Here is a 14872-nt window from a genome sequence, read left to right on the forward strand (position 1 = left end):
GGAGGATGAGGAATTAAAAAAATCAGCATGAACTTTCAACTTTTTGTGTCCAAAGTATTGACATAGGTCCAGAGTTGTGCGGTAAGAATTGTAGGAATCTGGTGATACATCAGGTTAAAAAGTTAAAAGATTTAAAGGGCAATGCAGAGTGGGTACTCCTTATGCGCAAAAGGAGAAGAAAAACGCTCGTAGTATGTCCGGAATGCCATGAGTTAATTCATTCATAAAACCGCAGATGACAAGCGGAAAGCCGGATACGCAGAGATGTGTCCGTCCGGTTTGGGAGGGAGGGGAAGCAAGTCCTTTTCGGAGGATTAACTGAACCTTACCTCATGACACCACGCTTTTCTTGGGCGGCAAGGAGAAAACCACCCTCAAAGAAATATCGGAGATTTTAGGCAAGGAAACCATTGACAGCTTCAACACTTCCGAAACTAGAGGGCGGGAGCTTTCGCATGGGCTGAATGCCTTATACCCCATTTGATAGACACATAGGTGGCTTGGATTGGTGCATAGAGGGCATACATTTTTGACAGTTCCTTTAAGCGGTTTAGTTTTGGCTTTTGTCTGAACGCAAAGTTCACTAAAGGGTAGCAAGCGAGCTCTAAGAAGAAGCCGCAATATGTGGAACTAGGTCAAAAAGGGAATGCAAAAGCATTCCCTAAAAACCTGCCATCATCATAGTCATAAGCTGGTCTCTCTGCACTGCGTTGTCATTCCCTTTTATTCTGGACGCTTTTCCCTGAACCTCAACTTCATTCATAGCAGCCCGCATCAATTTCTCCTGAAATTCTCTTTTTTCCCGTTCCGCTTTCTCCGCTCTTTTATGAGCCCTTGCCTGATGCTGTAATTTTATGGTGTTTTCCATGGAATCAATCAGTTGTGTCATATCAGATTTCATACTATTTACCTCCTGAATCAGAAAATGTCATGGGATATGAGTTATATCTGATAGGATTATCGGCTGTTTTATGCCAAAGTCTGAGTGCTATTTGAAATATTTATCAAAACCGGATATGCTTTCACGCAGAGCAGAATGGGCAGGCCAAAGAGCACTCCGCCGATTACTGTCCCTGTGAGGAGAGGGATGAGGGAGAAGTTTTCCGCTAAAATAAAAGACCTGAGACCAAAACAGGAGTTGATAAGAAACAGAGTTCCCGTAATAAGTCCTGGGGAAACTTTACGGGCTTTAATGGTATAGAAAAAGTGGTCAAAAAAGTTAATGAGTCCCCATATGAGTATTCCTACACCAAAGGGGAAAAATATTTTATTTGCGGCAAATAGAAATACAGACAAAATCAGCATAGGGTAGTAGAGAAATAGGTTGTTTGCCATCCAGTGTCCGTGGGTCATGTAGAAGGGAAGCCACGTGTGTTCAAACATCCATTTTGGAAAATCGCCCAGGGCTTCCAAAAGCATGTACTGTTGTTTTATAATAGCCTGCCCAAAGAGAGAAATTTCTTTTTGCCTGGGGAACTGTTTGGAAATCTGCATTTTGTTTTTTATATGAGAGATATAGGCAAAAACCGCATCCTCCTCCAACATGGAAAGATTTACGATATGGTTATGTGAAAGCCCCCGACAACAAGGATTTTTGGTTGATTGACGAAGAAGCCGCCGAAGTTGTCCGCTTGATTTTCCGCCTGTTTCTGGACGGGAAAAACCGAAAATAGGTTGCCGTATATCTGAAAAATGAGCAAATCCCAACGCCCACATTCTACATGAAAGAGCGCGGGCGGGGGACGTGCAAAAACAAGCCGCTGAACGAGGAAAACTGCTACAAATGGAATAAGGCAACACTGACCCATATCCTCACAAGGCAGGAGTATTGCGGTGATGTGGTCAACTTCAAGACCGCAAAGCATTTCCGAGATAAACGAAACCACTATGTAGACAGAAGAATACTATACGCTGAAAACAGAACTTGCGGAAATCAAAGAGCAGTTATCCGCTTTTGAAAATGCGGGAGGGCGGGCGCAGAGGTTTGTAAAACTGACAGAGCGATACGCCATTCAGCATATCGGGATATACTTCAGCCCTACACGTTTGTATTTTGATGACTCTTATCTTCTTTTATTACCAAATGTACTGTCTTTTGTCCATCGCACATATTCATTACAGCAAAAAATCCAACACATACTACCATCGCAATAATATTTGCTACCCAGTTTTGACGAACCACAACAATATCACTAAAAGAATTTATCAAACTATGTGCCAAAAGATTTGTCCGCAACTGCTGATACGTTCCAAGCATTACAAATAGTGGCAAATGCTACAACTGCCATACCATTCCTATCTTTAGAACTACCCAAATTCTGTTCTTATTATTTATCTGCAATTCCCGTTCCAACCAGAATCCTCTCCATCCAATTTCTTCCATTCCACCAATGATTAAAAACATAGGAACTAGAAAAATTAAATTGGCAAAGGAACTCAAAATTTCTCCGTCCCAAACAAAGTATGGTAATAGCTGTAGTGCACACACTACCACGAATCCAATTATCCAATCTCTTTTATGAACAGGCAGCCTAAAAATCCCTTTGATAACTTCCTTATATTTCTTTTTTTCGTATATTTTCTCAATAAATACCGCAGAAATTGCTGGAGATATTACACCTATAAAATATAACACCAACATCCATGTGTGTTCATTAAAGTTTACATTTTTTATTCTGGAATAAAGTGCAATGCTTCCCCATGACAAATATGTAATGCTAAAACATATTATCAAGTATCTTTTTGTTGCACTTTTTATTATGTTTTTTTCCACTATAATTATACCTTCAATATATTTTGCTCTAAACTATGACCTTCTTCCGAAAGCTCCGATTTATCGGCTTGTACTGGAGAAAATTATACCACACCCAATTACGAAAAGCAATCTGCACTTTGCCCCGTTCCGACTATCCAGACGGTCAAGGGACGAGAGTATTTTTGCCGTTGCCATTTCGCCGCCGAAAACGGCTTCTAAGCGTCCACAGGCGCGTTTTACGCCCCTTTTTCTGCCCCCGTTTCCCGCCATGCCGAAAAGTTTTCCGTCAATAACTCAAAAAAGCACTTGACAAAACGCTTCATGTGCCTCCTTCCAATGCTCCACATAGGAGTGGGCCTTCCCCTTTCTGCTTGGATATGTCTATATAATTCCAACCATTAGCTTAAATATTTCCACGATTTGTTCTTCAAGTGTTGATTACTTTGCTAAAACACATTATATTAACAATAGGTTACAAAAATATATATTACAAGTTAACTACTAGTACATGGGACGAGTAAAACAATTAGAGTACAATATATATGGAGGGTTTACTTATGCAAAAATTAGCGGTAGGAAAAATATTGCAAGGGTTGAGAAAAGCAAAAGGTATTACACAAGAACAATTAAGTGAAATATTAGGAGTTTCATGTGCAGCAATTTCAAAGTGGGAAAATGAGCAAATGTATCCCGATATAAGTTTTTTTCCTATTCTTGCACGATACTTCAATGTTTCAATAGATTGCTTATTTGGATTTTCAAATGAATTAACAGAAAAAGAATACAACGATTTCAAAGAGGAATGTACGGAATTATTCGCACAAAAACAGTATTTTAATGGAATGGAAAAAATAAAAGCATTATGCTATCTGTTTCCGACAAACGATAGGCTGAAACTGGATTTAATAATTGCTGTTATTCCATATATTGCATTGGCTCAAGAAGTGGAGATAAGAGAAAAAGTAGTATATCAAATGATAGCTCTTTGTCAAAATTGCGCGTCTGAAAATGTGCAGGCACAAAAACATTTTGTTTTAGGGCATTTGTTTATGTTAATAGGACAGTATAAACATTTTCCATTTTCTTTTTCTAATAGTGAAGTAAAAAATTTTGCGGCTGTCGATATGACAAACAGCTTATTATTACGAACTGATGAACATGTCATAAATAAGATTGAAACCGCAATAATTTCTTTAGGGGTACAGTTATTACATGAGCTACGAAATAAAATTTCATATTTGCAAAAAGAAAATGATTTGCAAGGAGCTTTAGCTGTTACTAAAAATCAGATTACTCTTGCCGAACTATTGGAATTAGACCATAGTGTTTACTTTATGCTCTATATGAATGTTTCACACTTATATTGTCTGTTAAAGGATAAAGAAAATGCAGAACAGGCAGTTGAAAAATTTGTTAAGCTGCTTAGGAAAAAGTCGATTGATGATAGTGTTCTTCTTCAAGTATATAAAACCGGATTTTCAGCTAAGCCATTTGATTTAATAAGAGATACGTTAATTTTTGCACAGTTAATAACAATGCTGAACAAGGAGGTCACCACATGAAAAAATATTCTTTCCTATTTTCTTATTTCAAAAAAGCAAAAATACTTTCACTATTTTTTTTGATGATTATTTCATCAGTATTGACACTTTTACCACCATATCTTGTTAGTTATATTTTAGATGAGGGTGTCGCTAAAACTTCAATAGAAACAATCACATATTGCAGTATATTCTTAGGATTTGTATATATTTGCAGTTTTGCGGTCAATTATTTTATAAGTCAAAATTTAACAAAGACAAGCAGCTATTTTATTGCCGATTTAAAAAACGATTTATTTACTAAAATATTGAAGTTACCTATGGAATTTTTTGACAAGCAACAAACGGGATATATTTTTGAACGTATAAAAGAAACTGAGTCATTAAATGTATTTTTCTCCCCTGTATTTTTAAAATTTGTAACAAGTATAGTTTCGTTTGTTGGCGCATTGGTTCTTGTATGTTCAATTCGGTGGGAATTATCATTGATTTTATTGCTGTTTTTACCTATTATATATTTTTTCACGAATCATTCAAGCATTAAGATAAAAAAAGCGTCAAAGGCTTTGCTTGAAACAACAGCCCAAACATCGGGAAAAGTACAGGAAAATATAGGCGGTATTTCAGCAGTTAAAGAATTAAAAATGGAAAATCAACGCTCATCTGAAATATCCCGTCAACTTAAACAAGTTGCAGATAAATCCGTTAAACGCGGTAAGATGATGAATATTGCTTCCGAGGGTATAGTAGGAATTACAAATTTTGCTTCCGTTCTGCTTATTGTTTTTTCCGGTATCTTTATCATTAAAGGAAAAATGTCTTTAGGAAACTATTGGGCAGTATCTCAATATGCTTTATTGATTTTTGCACCTATACAACTTTTAGCAAGTATTAGTATTATGGTACAACCCGGTATTGCAGCTTTAACAAGAATTAACGAATTGCTAAAATTAAAAACCGAAGATGAAATATGTGGAAATAGGCAGGTTGGAAAGATAGATAATATTATATTTTCAGATGTTTCGTTTGGTTATAGTGAAAAAACAGTTATTGATAATTTTAATATGGCAATTAGCAGAAATGAAAAAGTTGCACTATTAGGGAAAAATGGAAGTGGGAAAACAACGATTGCAAAATTGCTTTTAGGATTTTATAAAGATTATTCCGGCTCTATTCGCATTAACGATATTGAAATCAAAAATGTCTCTTTATTAGATTTGAGAAATCGAGTTGGGATTGCAGCACAAAATATTGTTCTTTTTTCGGGTACTTTATTAGACAACATTAGATTTATTGCACCACAGTTTGATGAACATGAAATTATATCAGCATTAAGTAAAGCAGGATTGGATATTTCTGAATTTGCAGGCGGACTTCAAGCAGTGATAAGTGAAAATGGTAAAAACCTGTCGGGAGGACAAAAACAAAAAATTGCACTTGCAAGAATGATTATAAAAAACCCGGACGTAATGATTTTTGATGAAGCTACATCAAACTTGGATATAGAAACAAGTAATTTGGTAAAGCAATCAATACATACTATTTTTGCAGACAAAACCTGTATTATTATTACGCATGACCCTGATATGGCTTCTCTTGCTGATACTATAATTAAAATCTAAATATACTTCTCATTCTGCCGCACGACGGCAAAAGAAAAAAAGCCCGCCCACCACCGGGGGAAACTACGCTTATATATATGAACTATCTAATCATCTAAATACTACTTACAATACCCATGTGCCTATCCGTAATTTTCGGACAGGCACATTTTGCTGCTCAAAAACTTTTTGAAAGAATTTCGGAAAATCTTCGGCGTTTTTTCAAAAGCCAGTATTACCAGGCGAAAAAGGGGAAGCACCACCAACTTTCCAACGAGGAGGTGAGAATGTGGAACCCAATCGCAGAGAGTTTATAAAACAATGCGCTTTTGGGGCTCTGGTACAGAGAGCCCAGGAGGGCTAAATCAATGGTTGACAAAAAATATTCTAAATTATAGTTTTTGTTATATATAAGGGAAGGACCATAAGGGTATGAAAGCAGGGAACAGGTGCAGTTGAGAGTGGAACGGTCAAAGGCAATAGAACAGGCAGAAAGGGCAACTAAACGCCCGAAACGTGCCTATGAAATGAGCCGATAGGAAAGGGGATTGATAGGATATGACGATATGGAGAAAAAAGTTACGATACGTCTGTGTGCTAAAATCGTAGCGAATACAGACCTTTACGAAACAGAAGATTGAAAAGTCGTTGGAACGATAAGAGATGTGGGGCGTGGCGGTTGCTATGTCCCATGTTTTGTGGAAAATGGAGTGGGAAAGTGATATAATAAATTGCCGTATAATATTTTGCCAAGAAATTTAGTAAAGTAGATGAGCGACATACTGCGTGAAATGAATATTTTTTGATTTTAGGGAGGACTTGATCAAAATGAAAGAAATTACAACTGTTTGGATTCAAAGCAATAAAGAAGCGTATAGGTCAGATGTAAAAAACAGTATATATGAAGAAGAATATGCAAAGAAATATATATCAGATATTGCATTTGATAAAGAAAAAGCAAAGTTACAACCTTTTGAATTTTCTGTAGACATTTCAACGATGGAGGCTGTTGCACAGGGTAATGCTGGAAGATGTTGGATTGTTGCGGGATTGAATCTTTTGAGAGAACATATAGTAAAAGGGCTTAGAAAAAGTACTCCGCAATCTGCGAATTTTCAGCTTTCTTTGGGCTATCTTTGCTTTTGGGATAAATTGGAGAAAGCAAATTGTTTTTTGGAAAAAGCGATTCAATATAGGAATGAATCCTATAATAAAAGAGAAGTTTATTCATGGTTTCAATATGCGGTAACAGACGGAGGGTTTTGGACGAATTTCAAAGAACTTGTAAAAAAATATGGAATTGTTCCAGCGGAAATAATGACGGAAACATTTCAGTCCTCGAATACAGAAGAGATGAATAATCGTTTGAATTTTTATTTGCGAAAAATCAGCGCAGAGATGAGAAAGGCAGCTTTGGAGGGACAAAATATAGAGAATATTGTAGAAATAAAAGAGCAGGCATTGAAAAAGATTTTTACTTTTTTATGCAGATGTTATGGTTGCCCGCCGGATATTTTCACTTATACATTTGAAGATGAAAAGCAAAAGAAACAATACACTCCCAAAGCTTTCTATAATGATTTTGTAGGAGAATTTTTGGATCAGTTTGTAAATATCATCTCTCTCCCTTATGAAAAATTGCCTTTTGGAGAAACATGTGTATTGACGGATGTTTTTCAAGTGGTAGGTGGTCAGGAGGAACAGTTTCTAAACCTTCCGTTATATGAATTAAAAGAAAAATGTATCGAACAACTAAAGGATGGAATTCCTGTGGTATGTATGGTTGATGACGACAAAATGTGCATGGAGGAATTACAGCTGTGGGACGATAATAGTTTTGATTATGTGGATGTGACAGGCTTTGATTTTGAAATGAGTAGGAAGGATTATTTCCAATTAAAAGCTGGAATTGCAAGTCATTCTATGATGTTAACAGGTGTTCATTTAGGAGAAGATGGAATGCCAGAACGGTGGAAAATAGAGAATTCTTACGGAACAGATGGCTTACATAAAGGATACTATATTTGCTCGGATTCGTGGTTTGAAAAGTATGTTCTAAGTGCCGTTATAAGTAAAAAGTATATAATGGAAATTAGTAGTAAGAAACAGCAAAACAAATATCTTTTCAATATATGGGATATTATGTAATAAGCATGTTCAATGGAAACGAAGGGACGATTTTCTTCGGTAATCTTATAGACATGGTGCTAGCAACATGTAATAAAGTGAATAAGGAGAAAAGTTGTGCTGGCTAATGGTTTGTTACGCTTTAGCAACTTTGGAAGTATTATTATTTTGTAAGGGGGTTTTTTGATACAAAATAAGCCTTCCATTTCGGAGGGATGTTTTTCTGTAAGTCTTGAAAAAGCCTTCTGCGGGCTTTCTGGTATACCGGAGCTGTTCCGATGAAGTCGCCTACTGCGGTTGCCAGCTCTTTACGGCGGGGCCGGTTATATTGTAGCTAATTTCCATGGTGTTGGCTTTCTGATTGGCCTCGGCTTCCTCCGGCTTTGCCGCTTTCAGTATCGGTGGTTTTCCGGGATGATGGCCAGTGCCGTTTCCTCCGGGGCCGGGGTATCGGCTGCTTGCCTTGTGAGTGACAGCTTACGCATTTTTGGTGTGAAAGCAAGCAGGAAAATTTTAAAAATAGTATTGCTTGTATTTGTTTGGTATCACTTATATAATAGGGGCATGACTGGAGGAACGGATATGACATTACAGCAATTAAAATATGTGATTACGGTAGCGGAAAAGGGTTCTATTACAGAAGCGGCAAAAGAATTGTTCATTTCACAGCCAAGCCTTTCCGGAGCGATCAAAGAAGTGGAGAGTGAAGCAAAGATTACCATTTTTAACCGTTGCCGGGCGGGGGTTGCATTAACTACGGAGGGGATGGAATTTTCTCCGGGTATTATGTGGTTCAGATGGTCTGTGCGGTATTTGTCTATGGGGTGAGTACGTTTCTGCCGGATATGCTTGGGGTGATGAAGTATGTGGGAGCGGCGTATATTCTCTGGCTGGCAGTCCATATTGCTGTCAGTCGTCCGGACGAAGAAGGCGGGGAGAGGTCGGCATCTTTTTGGAAAGGGTTTATGCTGCAGTTTGTGAATGTGAAGATTTATCTGTTTGGAATCACCGCATTGACCGGATATGTGACCAATTTCAGTACGTCTCTGCCGGTGCTGGTATTCTTTGAACTTGTGATCGCAACGATTGGAACGGTTGCTACATCGGCATGGATTGGTACGGGGTTGGTGATTCAGAAAATCTATCTGCGGCATTACCGTCTGATTAACATAATCCTTGCTGGCGCATTATTGGAATGTGTATACAGCATATTGAAATAGATATCTTTGGATATGGAGGTTATTATGACGAGTCAGGATGTTTTCCATAAGAACAGGGAGTAAATTTCCCATACATATCAGTGTTTCCCTGTTGCAGTTCGGTGTGGGCATGGTGCCACGGCGGAAGCAAATGAAGGAGCTATCAAGGCTGCGAGGAAATACGGGAGGGAAAAGAAAGGGGAAAACTGTAACCAGATCATTACTCTTAAAAATTCTTTCCATGGAAGGACGGTTACCACGCTGGCGGCAACAGGGCAGGATTCTTTCCATCAGTATTTTTTTCATTTACAAAAGGGTTCCGGTATGTGGAGGCGGACAATAGACGGCAATTGCAGGAGGTGTGCAAGGGAGATTGTGGAGAAAGAAATCATATACGAATAGTTGTAACGCAAAAAGTATTAAAATTGGAGGGCGGGGATTTAATACCTTGCTCTTCTTTTTAGCTTTGAAAAGCATCGCAGAAAAATGATTATAATTAATGTTGCCATATAGTGTCAGGATTTTGATGGTATTCTATTATCCAAGGAGGAACTGGCAATGCAGGAAAGCAGATTATTTAAAATTGTGTATCATTTACTTGATAAAGGACAGGCTACTGCTCCAGAATTAGCAGAAAAATTTGAAGTTTCTGTAAGGACAATTTACAGGGATATTGATGCTCTAAGTGGCGCAGGTGTTCCTATTTATGCAGAAGCAGGGCGAAACGGCGGTATTCATCTAATGAATGATTTTGTTTTAGATAAGACAGTGCTGTCAGAAGAAGAAAAGCAGGAAATTCTAACAGCCTTACAAAGTATTAATTCTATGAACAATATTGGCAACAATCAAACATTGCAAAAACTTTCTGCAATATTTAATATGAGTTCGGAAAACTGGCTTGAAGTGGATTTTTCCAGATGGGGCAATAATGGAACTGACAATGAGAAATTTGAATTGCTAAAATCAGCGGTAATTCATCAAAAGTGCGTAAAAATAACCTATGCAAATTCCTACGGAACAATTAGCGAAAGAATTATTAAGCCGCTAAAAATGTCATATAAGTCTATGTCGTGGTACTTAAAAGCATATTGTACGGAAAAACAGGATTATCGTGTTTTTAAGCTGACCCGCATTATAGATTTAGAAATGCGCACAGACAGTTTTTGCAAAAGTTCTTTCCCAGAATTAGATGAAACACTGGGGCAAGCCTACAATACAATCGTATTGCGTTTCCCGAAAAATATATCATATCGTGTTTATGATGAATTTGATAAAACGAGGGTAAGAAAAAAAGAAAATGGAGATTTAATCGTATCCGTCGAAATGCCAGAGGATGAATGGCTGATAGGGTATTTATTGTCATTCGGAACACAAGTAGATATTATAGAGCCTGCGTATCTGAAAGACATTGTGGCGGAGCAGGCAAAGAAAATCTATGAAAAATATAAATCCTGACATAGGATGTCAGTATATGTGTAATATAATTTGCCTGTAAATTCTATTTGAGAAAGCGGGGACTGAAAATGAAACATGAATGGAAAAAGCAGGAGAAAGAAATATATGGTGTAAAAACGAAACCTTGTGTGATTGATATTCCTGCCTGGAAATATATCATTCTCTCTGGCAGTGGAAATCCTAATGATGAAATCTTTTCAGATAAGGTTGCTACTCTGTTTTCGATAGCTTATAAAATTAAAATGGCATATAAAACACTTGCCGAAAAAAGCAACGAAATAACAGATTATACCGTATATCCTTTAGAGGGGATATGGAGCACGGCTTCTGAAAAAGGATATTTGGTAAAAGAGGAATTGCAGTACCGCATCATGATACGACAACCAGATTTTATTACCAGAGAAATGTTTGATAATTCATTAGAGGCAGTTAAGAGCAAGAAATACAATCCGTATCTCACAGATGTTTCTTTTGAAACAATCTGCGATGGCATGTGCATTCAAGTATTGCACAAAGGAGCGTTTGATGATGAGCCTGCGTCATTTGAGATTATGGATAGATATTGTATGGAACACGGTTACAGGCGTATGGGAAAAGAACATCGTGAAATATATTTGAATAATGCTAACCGTACAGAAAAAGTCAACTTAAAAACTATTTTGAGATATAAAGTCACAGATATAGAGAACATATTGTTATAAAAGAAAGGAAAATAAATATGGGCAGACCAACAACAAAAACAGATTTACTAACAGCCGCAGCCAATAATTATGAAAAGTAAAACATACTTGTTTCTGGATTAACAGAAAAAGAATTATCTACTTCTTTTGATTTTTCGAGTGATGAAAAAAAGAAAGAAGCTCAAAGGAACGCTTTGAAGTATTGAAAAAGCTGAGAGATTTAAGGATATCAACAGTTGTATGGTTGACACCAATTTTGTCGTTTATTAACGATACTGAAGATAATATTTCTGGTATTTTGGATATGTGTATGGAAGCAAAGGTTTATGGCGTTATTTGCTTTGGAAGGAGGGGTTCCTTTGGCGGAATATCAGGACAGTCAACTTTACGCAGGGCTTAAAGAAAGCAATCTGTACATTTTAACTGAGTTTTTCAAGATGCTGGGGAACCCTACCCATATCCGTATCCTGCTTCTTTTAATGGAGCAGGATGCGCATGTCAGCGATCTGGCAGAGCAGCTTGGAATGACCCAGTCTGCGGTGTCACACCAGTTAAATTTGCTGAAATCAAATAAATTGGTTAAACGGCGCAAAGATGGGAAAATGAAATGACAATGGATGATCTGAAGCTAAAACAGAGCGCCTATATCCGTTCCGTAGGCGGAACAGGCGCACTCAGGCATCATTTACTGGATATGGGGCTTACACCGAAAACAGAGGTTACGCTCCAAAAGATTGCGCCGATGGGTGATCCGGTGCAGATTGAGTTAAGAGGTTATGAACTGATTTTGCGGCTTGATGAAGCAAAAAAAATCACAGTGGAAAAGGTTCATACCAAAGCGACAAAAACGTATGGCACGAGGAAATTATTTACACATAGGCAGTACAGCGGCAGAGGGTTAAATCTCTTTCGCTTTTTTCTGGAATCTTAGTGTCTGTATTCGTACTTTTCACATTAGAATTTTGAGAAAGGCAGTATAGGTGTTTATAATTGTGTTAGAGGTGACAAATGGATATTCAGATGATTGAACATATAAAAGGAAAGTTACAGGTGGTTATTAATTGCCGACAGATAGATGATGAAATTATGCGGTTAAAATATCACATTGAAATGTTTGACAAAAAACTACAGGCAAAAAAAGATAAAGAATAGCCGGCATTAATTATTCGATGTACTAGTAGTCAACTGATGGTTGAATTAGAGAATCAACCAATAGTTCCTTCCAAGAAAATGCTTATTATGTGATAAAACTAGGAGGTAAGAAATGAATCAAGAAAAAATTGGAAAATTTATTGCTGAATGTCGTAAAGAAAAAAATCTTACTCAGTTACAGCTGGCAGAAAAGATTAACATTAGTAATAGGGCGGTTTCAAAATAGATACCACACCAAATATGATGAACCCATACTTATACACTACCAGCTATAATAAGCCGCAAGGACAGCAATTTGATACTGCTGTCCTTTCTTTTATAAAATTGCAGTACACAGAAAAAAGCTGTAAAATGATAAATAGATTTGTCCTTGTAACAATTCTCGGACATTTGTCTGTTATACTATCTGCAAAAAGAAAAGGAAGTGAGGATATGAAGCAGATTTTAATTGTCGAGGACGACAGTTTTTTGAATAAAATGTTGGCCTATAACCTGACCGCAGACGGCTACGGCGTGACTTCTGCCCTAAATGCCAGAACCGCAGACGATGTCCTGCGCCATCGGGAATTTGATTTAGTGCTGCTGGACATCAACCTGCCGGATGGGAACGGTTTTGAACTGTGCAGGCTGATAAAGCCACAGCGCCCGGACACCATTGTAATCTTCCTGACCGCCAACGATCAGGAAAGCGACCAGATACGGGGCTATGAGGTGGGCGCGGTGGACTACATCACAAAGCCCTTTGTGATCGGAGCCTTGCAGCGGAAAATCAAAGCCATGTTCGCCATGCTGGAACACCACAAACCGGCCAAGGACATTTACGACGATGGGCGGCTGTTTCTGGACTTCTCGGAGCAGACAGCTTCCTTAAACGGCAAGCCCCTGACCCTATCCCCGATGGAGTACAAAATGCTGAACCTGTTCCGCAAAAATCCCCGGCAAGTGCTGACCCGTGGACAGCTTTTGGAAAAGCTGTGGGATATAGACGAGAAATTTGTGGATGAACACACCTTGACAACCTCCATCAGCCGGATTCGCAGCAAGATAGAATCTGACGGAGGTGCGCCCTACATCAAGACCGTTTACGGCATGGGCTATCAGTGGACGGGAGGCGAGGCGAAATGAAGTTTAAGAACCTCTCGGTAAAGCGGCTGTTTGGCCTGGCAGCAATAGGACTTGTTCTCTCCATGTCCGGGATTACCATTGCCCTGTTTTTTGTGACAAAACAGGCAGCGGTGCTGCTGACTGGCGGGGCGCTGCTGCTGTGCGCCCTTATAGGGATTTTTGTACTGACGCAGGCCTTTGGAAAGCGGCTGTCACAGTTTACCGCTGACCTGTGCCAGACTTTAGACCACATGATCGCCGGGAACGAAGCGCCAAAACGTCCGGAGGACAGCGAAACCCAGCTCGCCAGAATCGGACACCGGCTGGCAAGGTTTTACCAGATCATGCAGGAGAACCGCCGTCTTGTGGACGAGGAACGGCAGGAGTTACAGACCCTTGTATCGGATATTTCCCATCAGGTGAAAACGCCGGTAAGCAATCTGAAAATGGCGACGGACACCCTGCTGGAAAAGCCCATGACCGAGGCGGAGCGCACTGACTTTATCCGGGGAATCCGCAGTCAGACGGATAAGCTGGACTTTCTCTTTCAGGCCCTTGTGAAAACCTCCCGGCTGGAAACGGGCGTGATCCAGTTGGATAAGAAAACGGGCCGCCTTTTTGATACCGTGGCGCAGGCTATGAGTGGGATTGTGTATGCAGCGGAGAAAAAGGAAATCGCTGTGTCCGTGGACTGCCCTGAGGATTTGGCCGTTTCCCATGACAGCAAATGGACATCCGAAGCCCTTTTTAACCTGCTGGACAATGCGGTGAAGTACACCCCGGCAGGCGGGAAAATCGCTGTGTCGGTGGTGCTGTGGGAAATGTATGTGGAGATTAAAGTGACCGACACCGGCAAGGGCATTTCCGAAAGCAATCAGGCCGCCATCTTCCGGCGCTTCTATCGTGAGGAAGAAGTACACGAACAGGAGGGCGTGGGCATTGGCCTGTATCTGGCCCGCGGGATCGTAACGCGGCAGGGCGGCTATATCAAAGTGGTTTCGGAGCTGGGCAAGGGTTCGGAATTTTCCATTATGCTGCCGACAAAATAGAACGCGGCGGACGGCCATTTCCGGCTGCCCGCCGTAAATTTTTTTGAAATGTCCGAGAGTTGTAATATTTTATACCTATTTTCAATGAAATTTTTTGGCCGCTGTAACATTTCGCGGACATTTGGGTTTTATAATACTCTTATCAACAGGCAGGAAGCCTTGAAAGGAGTTTTGAATATGAGCGTTTTACAGACTATCGACCTAAAAAA

Annotated in this window: 16 protein-coding genes and 6 pseudogenes; 18 read left to right on the forward strand and 4 right to left on the reverse strand. The window is 39.2% G+C overall.

Going from position 1 to position 14872, the window contains the following annotated elements:
* Positions 1 to 71: 71 nt before the first annotated feature.
* Positions 72 to 227 (forward strand): annotated as a pseudogene (locus tag D7Y06_RS28385) (HNH endonuclease); the annotation flags it as partial.
* A gap of 107 nt (positions 228 to 334) precedes the next feature.
* Positions 335 to 466, forward strand: a pseudogene (locus D7Y06_RS20445) (TraM recognition domain-containing protein); the annotation flags it as partial.
* A gap of 195 nt (positions 467 to 661) precedes the next feature.
* On the opposite strand, the gene D7Y06_RS20450 reads toward D7Y06_RS20445, so the two are convergent.
* Complete coding sequence (locus tag D7Y06_RS20450; protein ID WP_120409506.1) at positions 662 to 901, reverse strand: hypothetical protein; 240 nt, start codon at positions 899 to 901, stop codon at positions 662 to 664.
* Between the two features lie 68 nt (positions 902 to 969).
* The gene (locus D7Y06_RS20455) at positions 970 to 1494 is read right to left on the reverse strand and encodes an HXXEE domain-containing protein (RefSeq protein ID WP_158591439.1); all 525 of its coding nucleotides are present in this window, start codon (positions 1492 to 1494) and stop codon (positions 970 to 972) included.
* A 62-nt stretch (positions 1495 to 1556) separates the two neighbouring features.
* Here D7Y06_RS20455 and D7Y06_RS20460 point away from each other — a divergent pair.
* Positions 1557 to 1898, forward strand: a pseudogene (locus D7Y06_RS20460) (recombinase family protein); the annotation flags it as partial.
* A gap of 140 nt (positions 1899 to 2038) precedes the next feature.
* Here the strand turns inward: D7Y06_RS20460 and D7Y06_RS20465 are convergent.
* Both D7Y06_RS20465 and D7Y06_RS20470 read right to left on the reverse strand, forming a co-directional pair.
* Entirely contained in the window at positions 2039 to 2272 is a 234-nt protein-coding gene (locus D7Y06_RS20465; protein ID WP_147415728.1) for a hypothetical protein, read from the reverse strand.
* Between the two features lie 3 nt (positions 2273 to 2275).
* Entirely contained in the window at positions 2276 to 2773 is a 498-nt protein-coding gene (locus D7Y06_RS20470; RefSeq protein WP_120409509.1) for a hypothetical protein, read from the reverse strand.
* 539 nt (positions 2774 to 3312) lie between these two features.
* Between D7Y06_RS20470 and D7Y06_RS20475 the strand changes: the two genes are divergently transcribed.
* From D7Y06_RS20475 to D7Y06_RS20545, 15 genes and pseudogenes are all read left to right on the forward strand, one after another.
* Positions 3313 to 4317 (forward strand): helix-turn-helix domain-containing protein, encoded by a 1005-nt coding sequence (locus D7Y06_RS20475; protein ID WP_158591440.1) that lies wholly within the window; start codon positions 3313 to 3315, stop codon positions 4315 to 4317.
* On the forward strand, positions 4314 to 5918 hold the full coding sequence (locus D7Y06_RS20480; protein WP_120409511.1) for an ABC transporter ATP-binding protein: 1605 nt from the start codon (positions 4314 to 4316) through the stop codon (positions 5916 to 5918). The genes D7Y06_RS20475 and D7Y06_RS20480 overlap by 4 nt, the downstream gene beginning before the upstream one ends.
* Positions 5919 to 6725: 807 nt before the next feature.
* Positions 6726 to 8045: an aminopeptidase C gene (locus D7Y06_RS20490; protein ID WP_120409512.1), complete on the forward strand. Its 1320-nt coding sequence runs from the start codon at positions 6726 to 6728 to the stop codon at positions 8043 to 8045.
* 561 nt (positions 8046 to 8606) lie between these two features.
* Positions 8607 to 8798: pseudogene (locus D7Y06_RS20495) on the forward strand (LysR family transcriptional regulator); the annotation flags it as partial.
* 23 nt (positions 8799 to 8821) lie between these two features.
* Positions 8822 to 9244, forward strand: coding sequence for a LysE family transporter (locus D7Y06_RS20500; RefSeq protein WP_243119423.1), 423 nt, complete (start codon positions 8822 to 8824; stop codon positions 9242 to 9244).
* 141 nt (positions 9245 to 9385) lie between these two features.
* Entirely contained in the window at positions 9386 to 9625 is a 240-nt protein-coding gene (locus D7Y06_RS28390; RefSeq protein ID WP_334295005.1) for an aminotransferase class III-fold pyridoxal phosphate-dependent enzyme, read from the forward strand.
* A gap of 156 nt (positions 9626 to 9781) precedes the next feature.
* Positions 9782 to 10678 carry a helix-turn-helix transcriptional regulator gene (locus D7Y06_RS20510; protein WP_120409513.1) on the forward strand — a complete coding sequence of 299 codons (897 nt, stop codon included), beginning with the start codon at positions 9782 to 9784 and terminating at the stop codon, positions 10676 to 10678.
* Positions 10679 to 10746: 68 nt separating this feature from the next.
* Positions 10747 to 11379: a GyrI-like domain-containing protein gene (locus D7Y06_RS20515; protein WP_120409514.1), complete on the forward strand. Its 633-nt coding sequence runs from the start codon at positions 10747 to 10749 to the stop codon at positions 11377 to 11379.
* 157 nt (positions 11380 to 11536) lie between these two features.
* Positions 11537 to 11704: pseudogene (locus D7Y06_RS28395) on the forward strand (radical SAM protein); the annotation flags it as partial.
* A gap of 13 nt (positions 11705 to 11717) precedes the next feature.
* A complete protein-coding gene (locus D7Y06_RS28660; RefSeq protein ID WP_158591441.1) occupies positions 11718 to 11969 on the forward strand; it encodes an ArsR/SmtB family transcription factor in 252 nt (83 codons plus the stop codon).
* A complete protein-coding gene (locus D7Y06_RS20530) occupies positions 11966 to 12289 on the forward strand; it encodes a FeoA family protein (RefSeq protein ID WP_120409516.1) in 324 nt (107 codons plus the stop codon). The genes D7Y06_RS28660 and D7Y06_RS20530 overlap by 4 nt, the downstream gene beginning before the upstream one ends.
* Before the next feature lie 77 nt (positions 12290 to 12366).
* Positions 12367 to 12510 (forward strand): hypothetical protein, encoded by a 144-nt coding sequence (locus D7Y06_RS26125; RefSeq protein ID WP_158591442.1) that lies wholly within the window; start codon positions 12367 to 12369, stop codon positions 12508 to 12510.
* Between the two features lie 112 nt (positions 12511 to 12622).
* Positions 12623 to 12733 (forward strand): annotated as a pseudogene (locus tag D7Y06_RS20535) (helix-turn-helix domain-containing protein); the annotation flags it as partial.
* A 209-nt stretch (positions 12734 to 12942) separates the two neighbouring features.
* Positions 12943 to 13635 (forward strand): response regulator transcription factor, encoded by a 693-nt coding sequence (locus tag D7Y06_RS20540; protein WP_120409518.1) that lies wholly within the window; start codon positions 12943 to 12945, stop codon positions 13633 to 13635.
* Complete coding sequence (locus D7Y06_RS20545) at positions 13632 to 14663, forward strand: sensor histidine kinase (RefSeq protein ID WP_120409517.1); 1032 nt, start codon at positions 13632 to 13634, stop codon at positions 14661 to 14663. The genes D7Y06_RS20540 and D7Y06_RS20545 overlap by 4 nt, the downstream gene beginning before the upstream one ends.
* Positions 14664 to 14872: the final 209 nt, after the last annotated feature.

The organism is Roseburia sp. 1XD42-69, from assembly GCF_003612565.1.
GTDB lineage: Bacteria > Bacillota > Clostridia > Lachnospirales > Lachnospiraceae > Roseburia_B.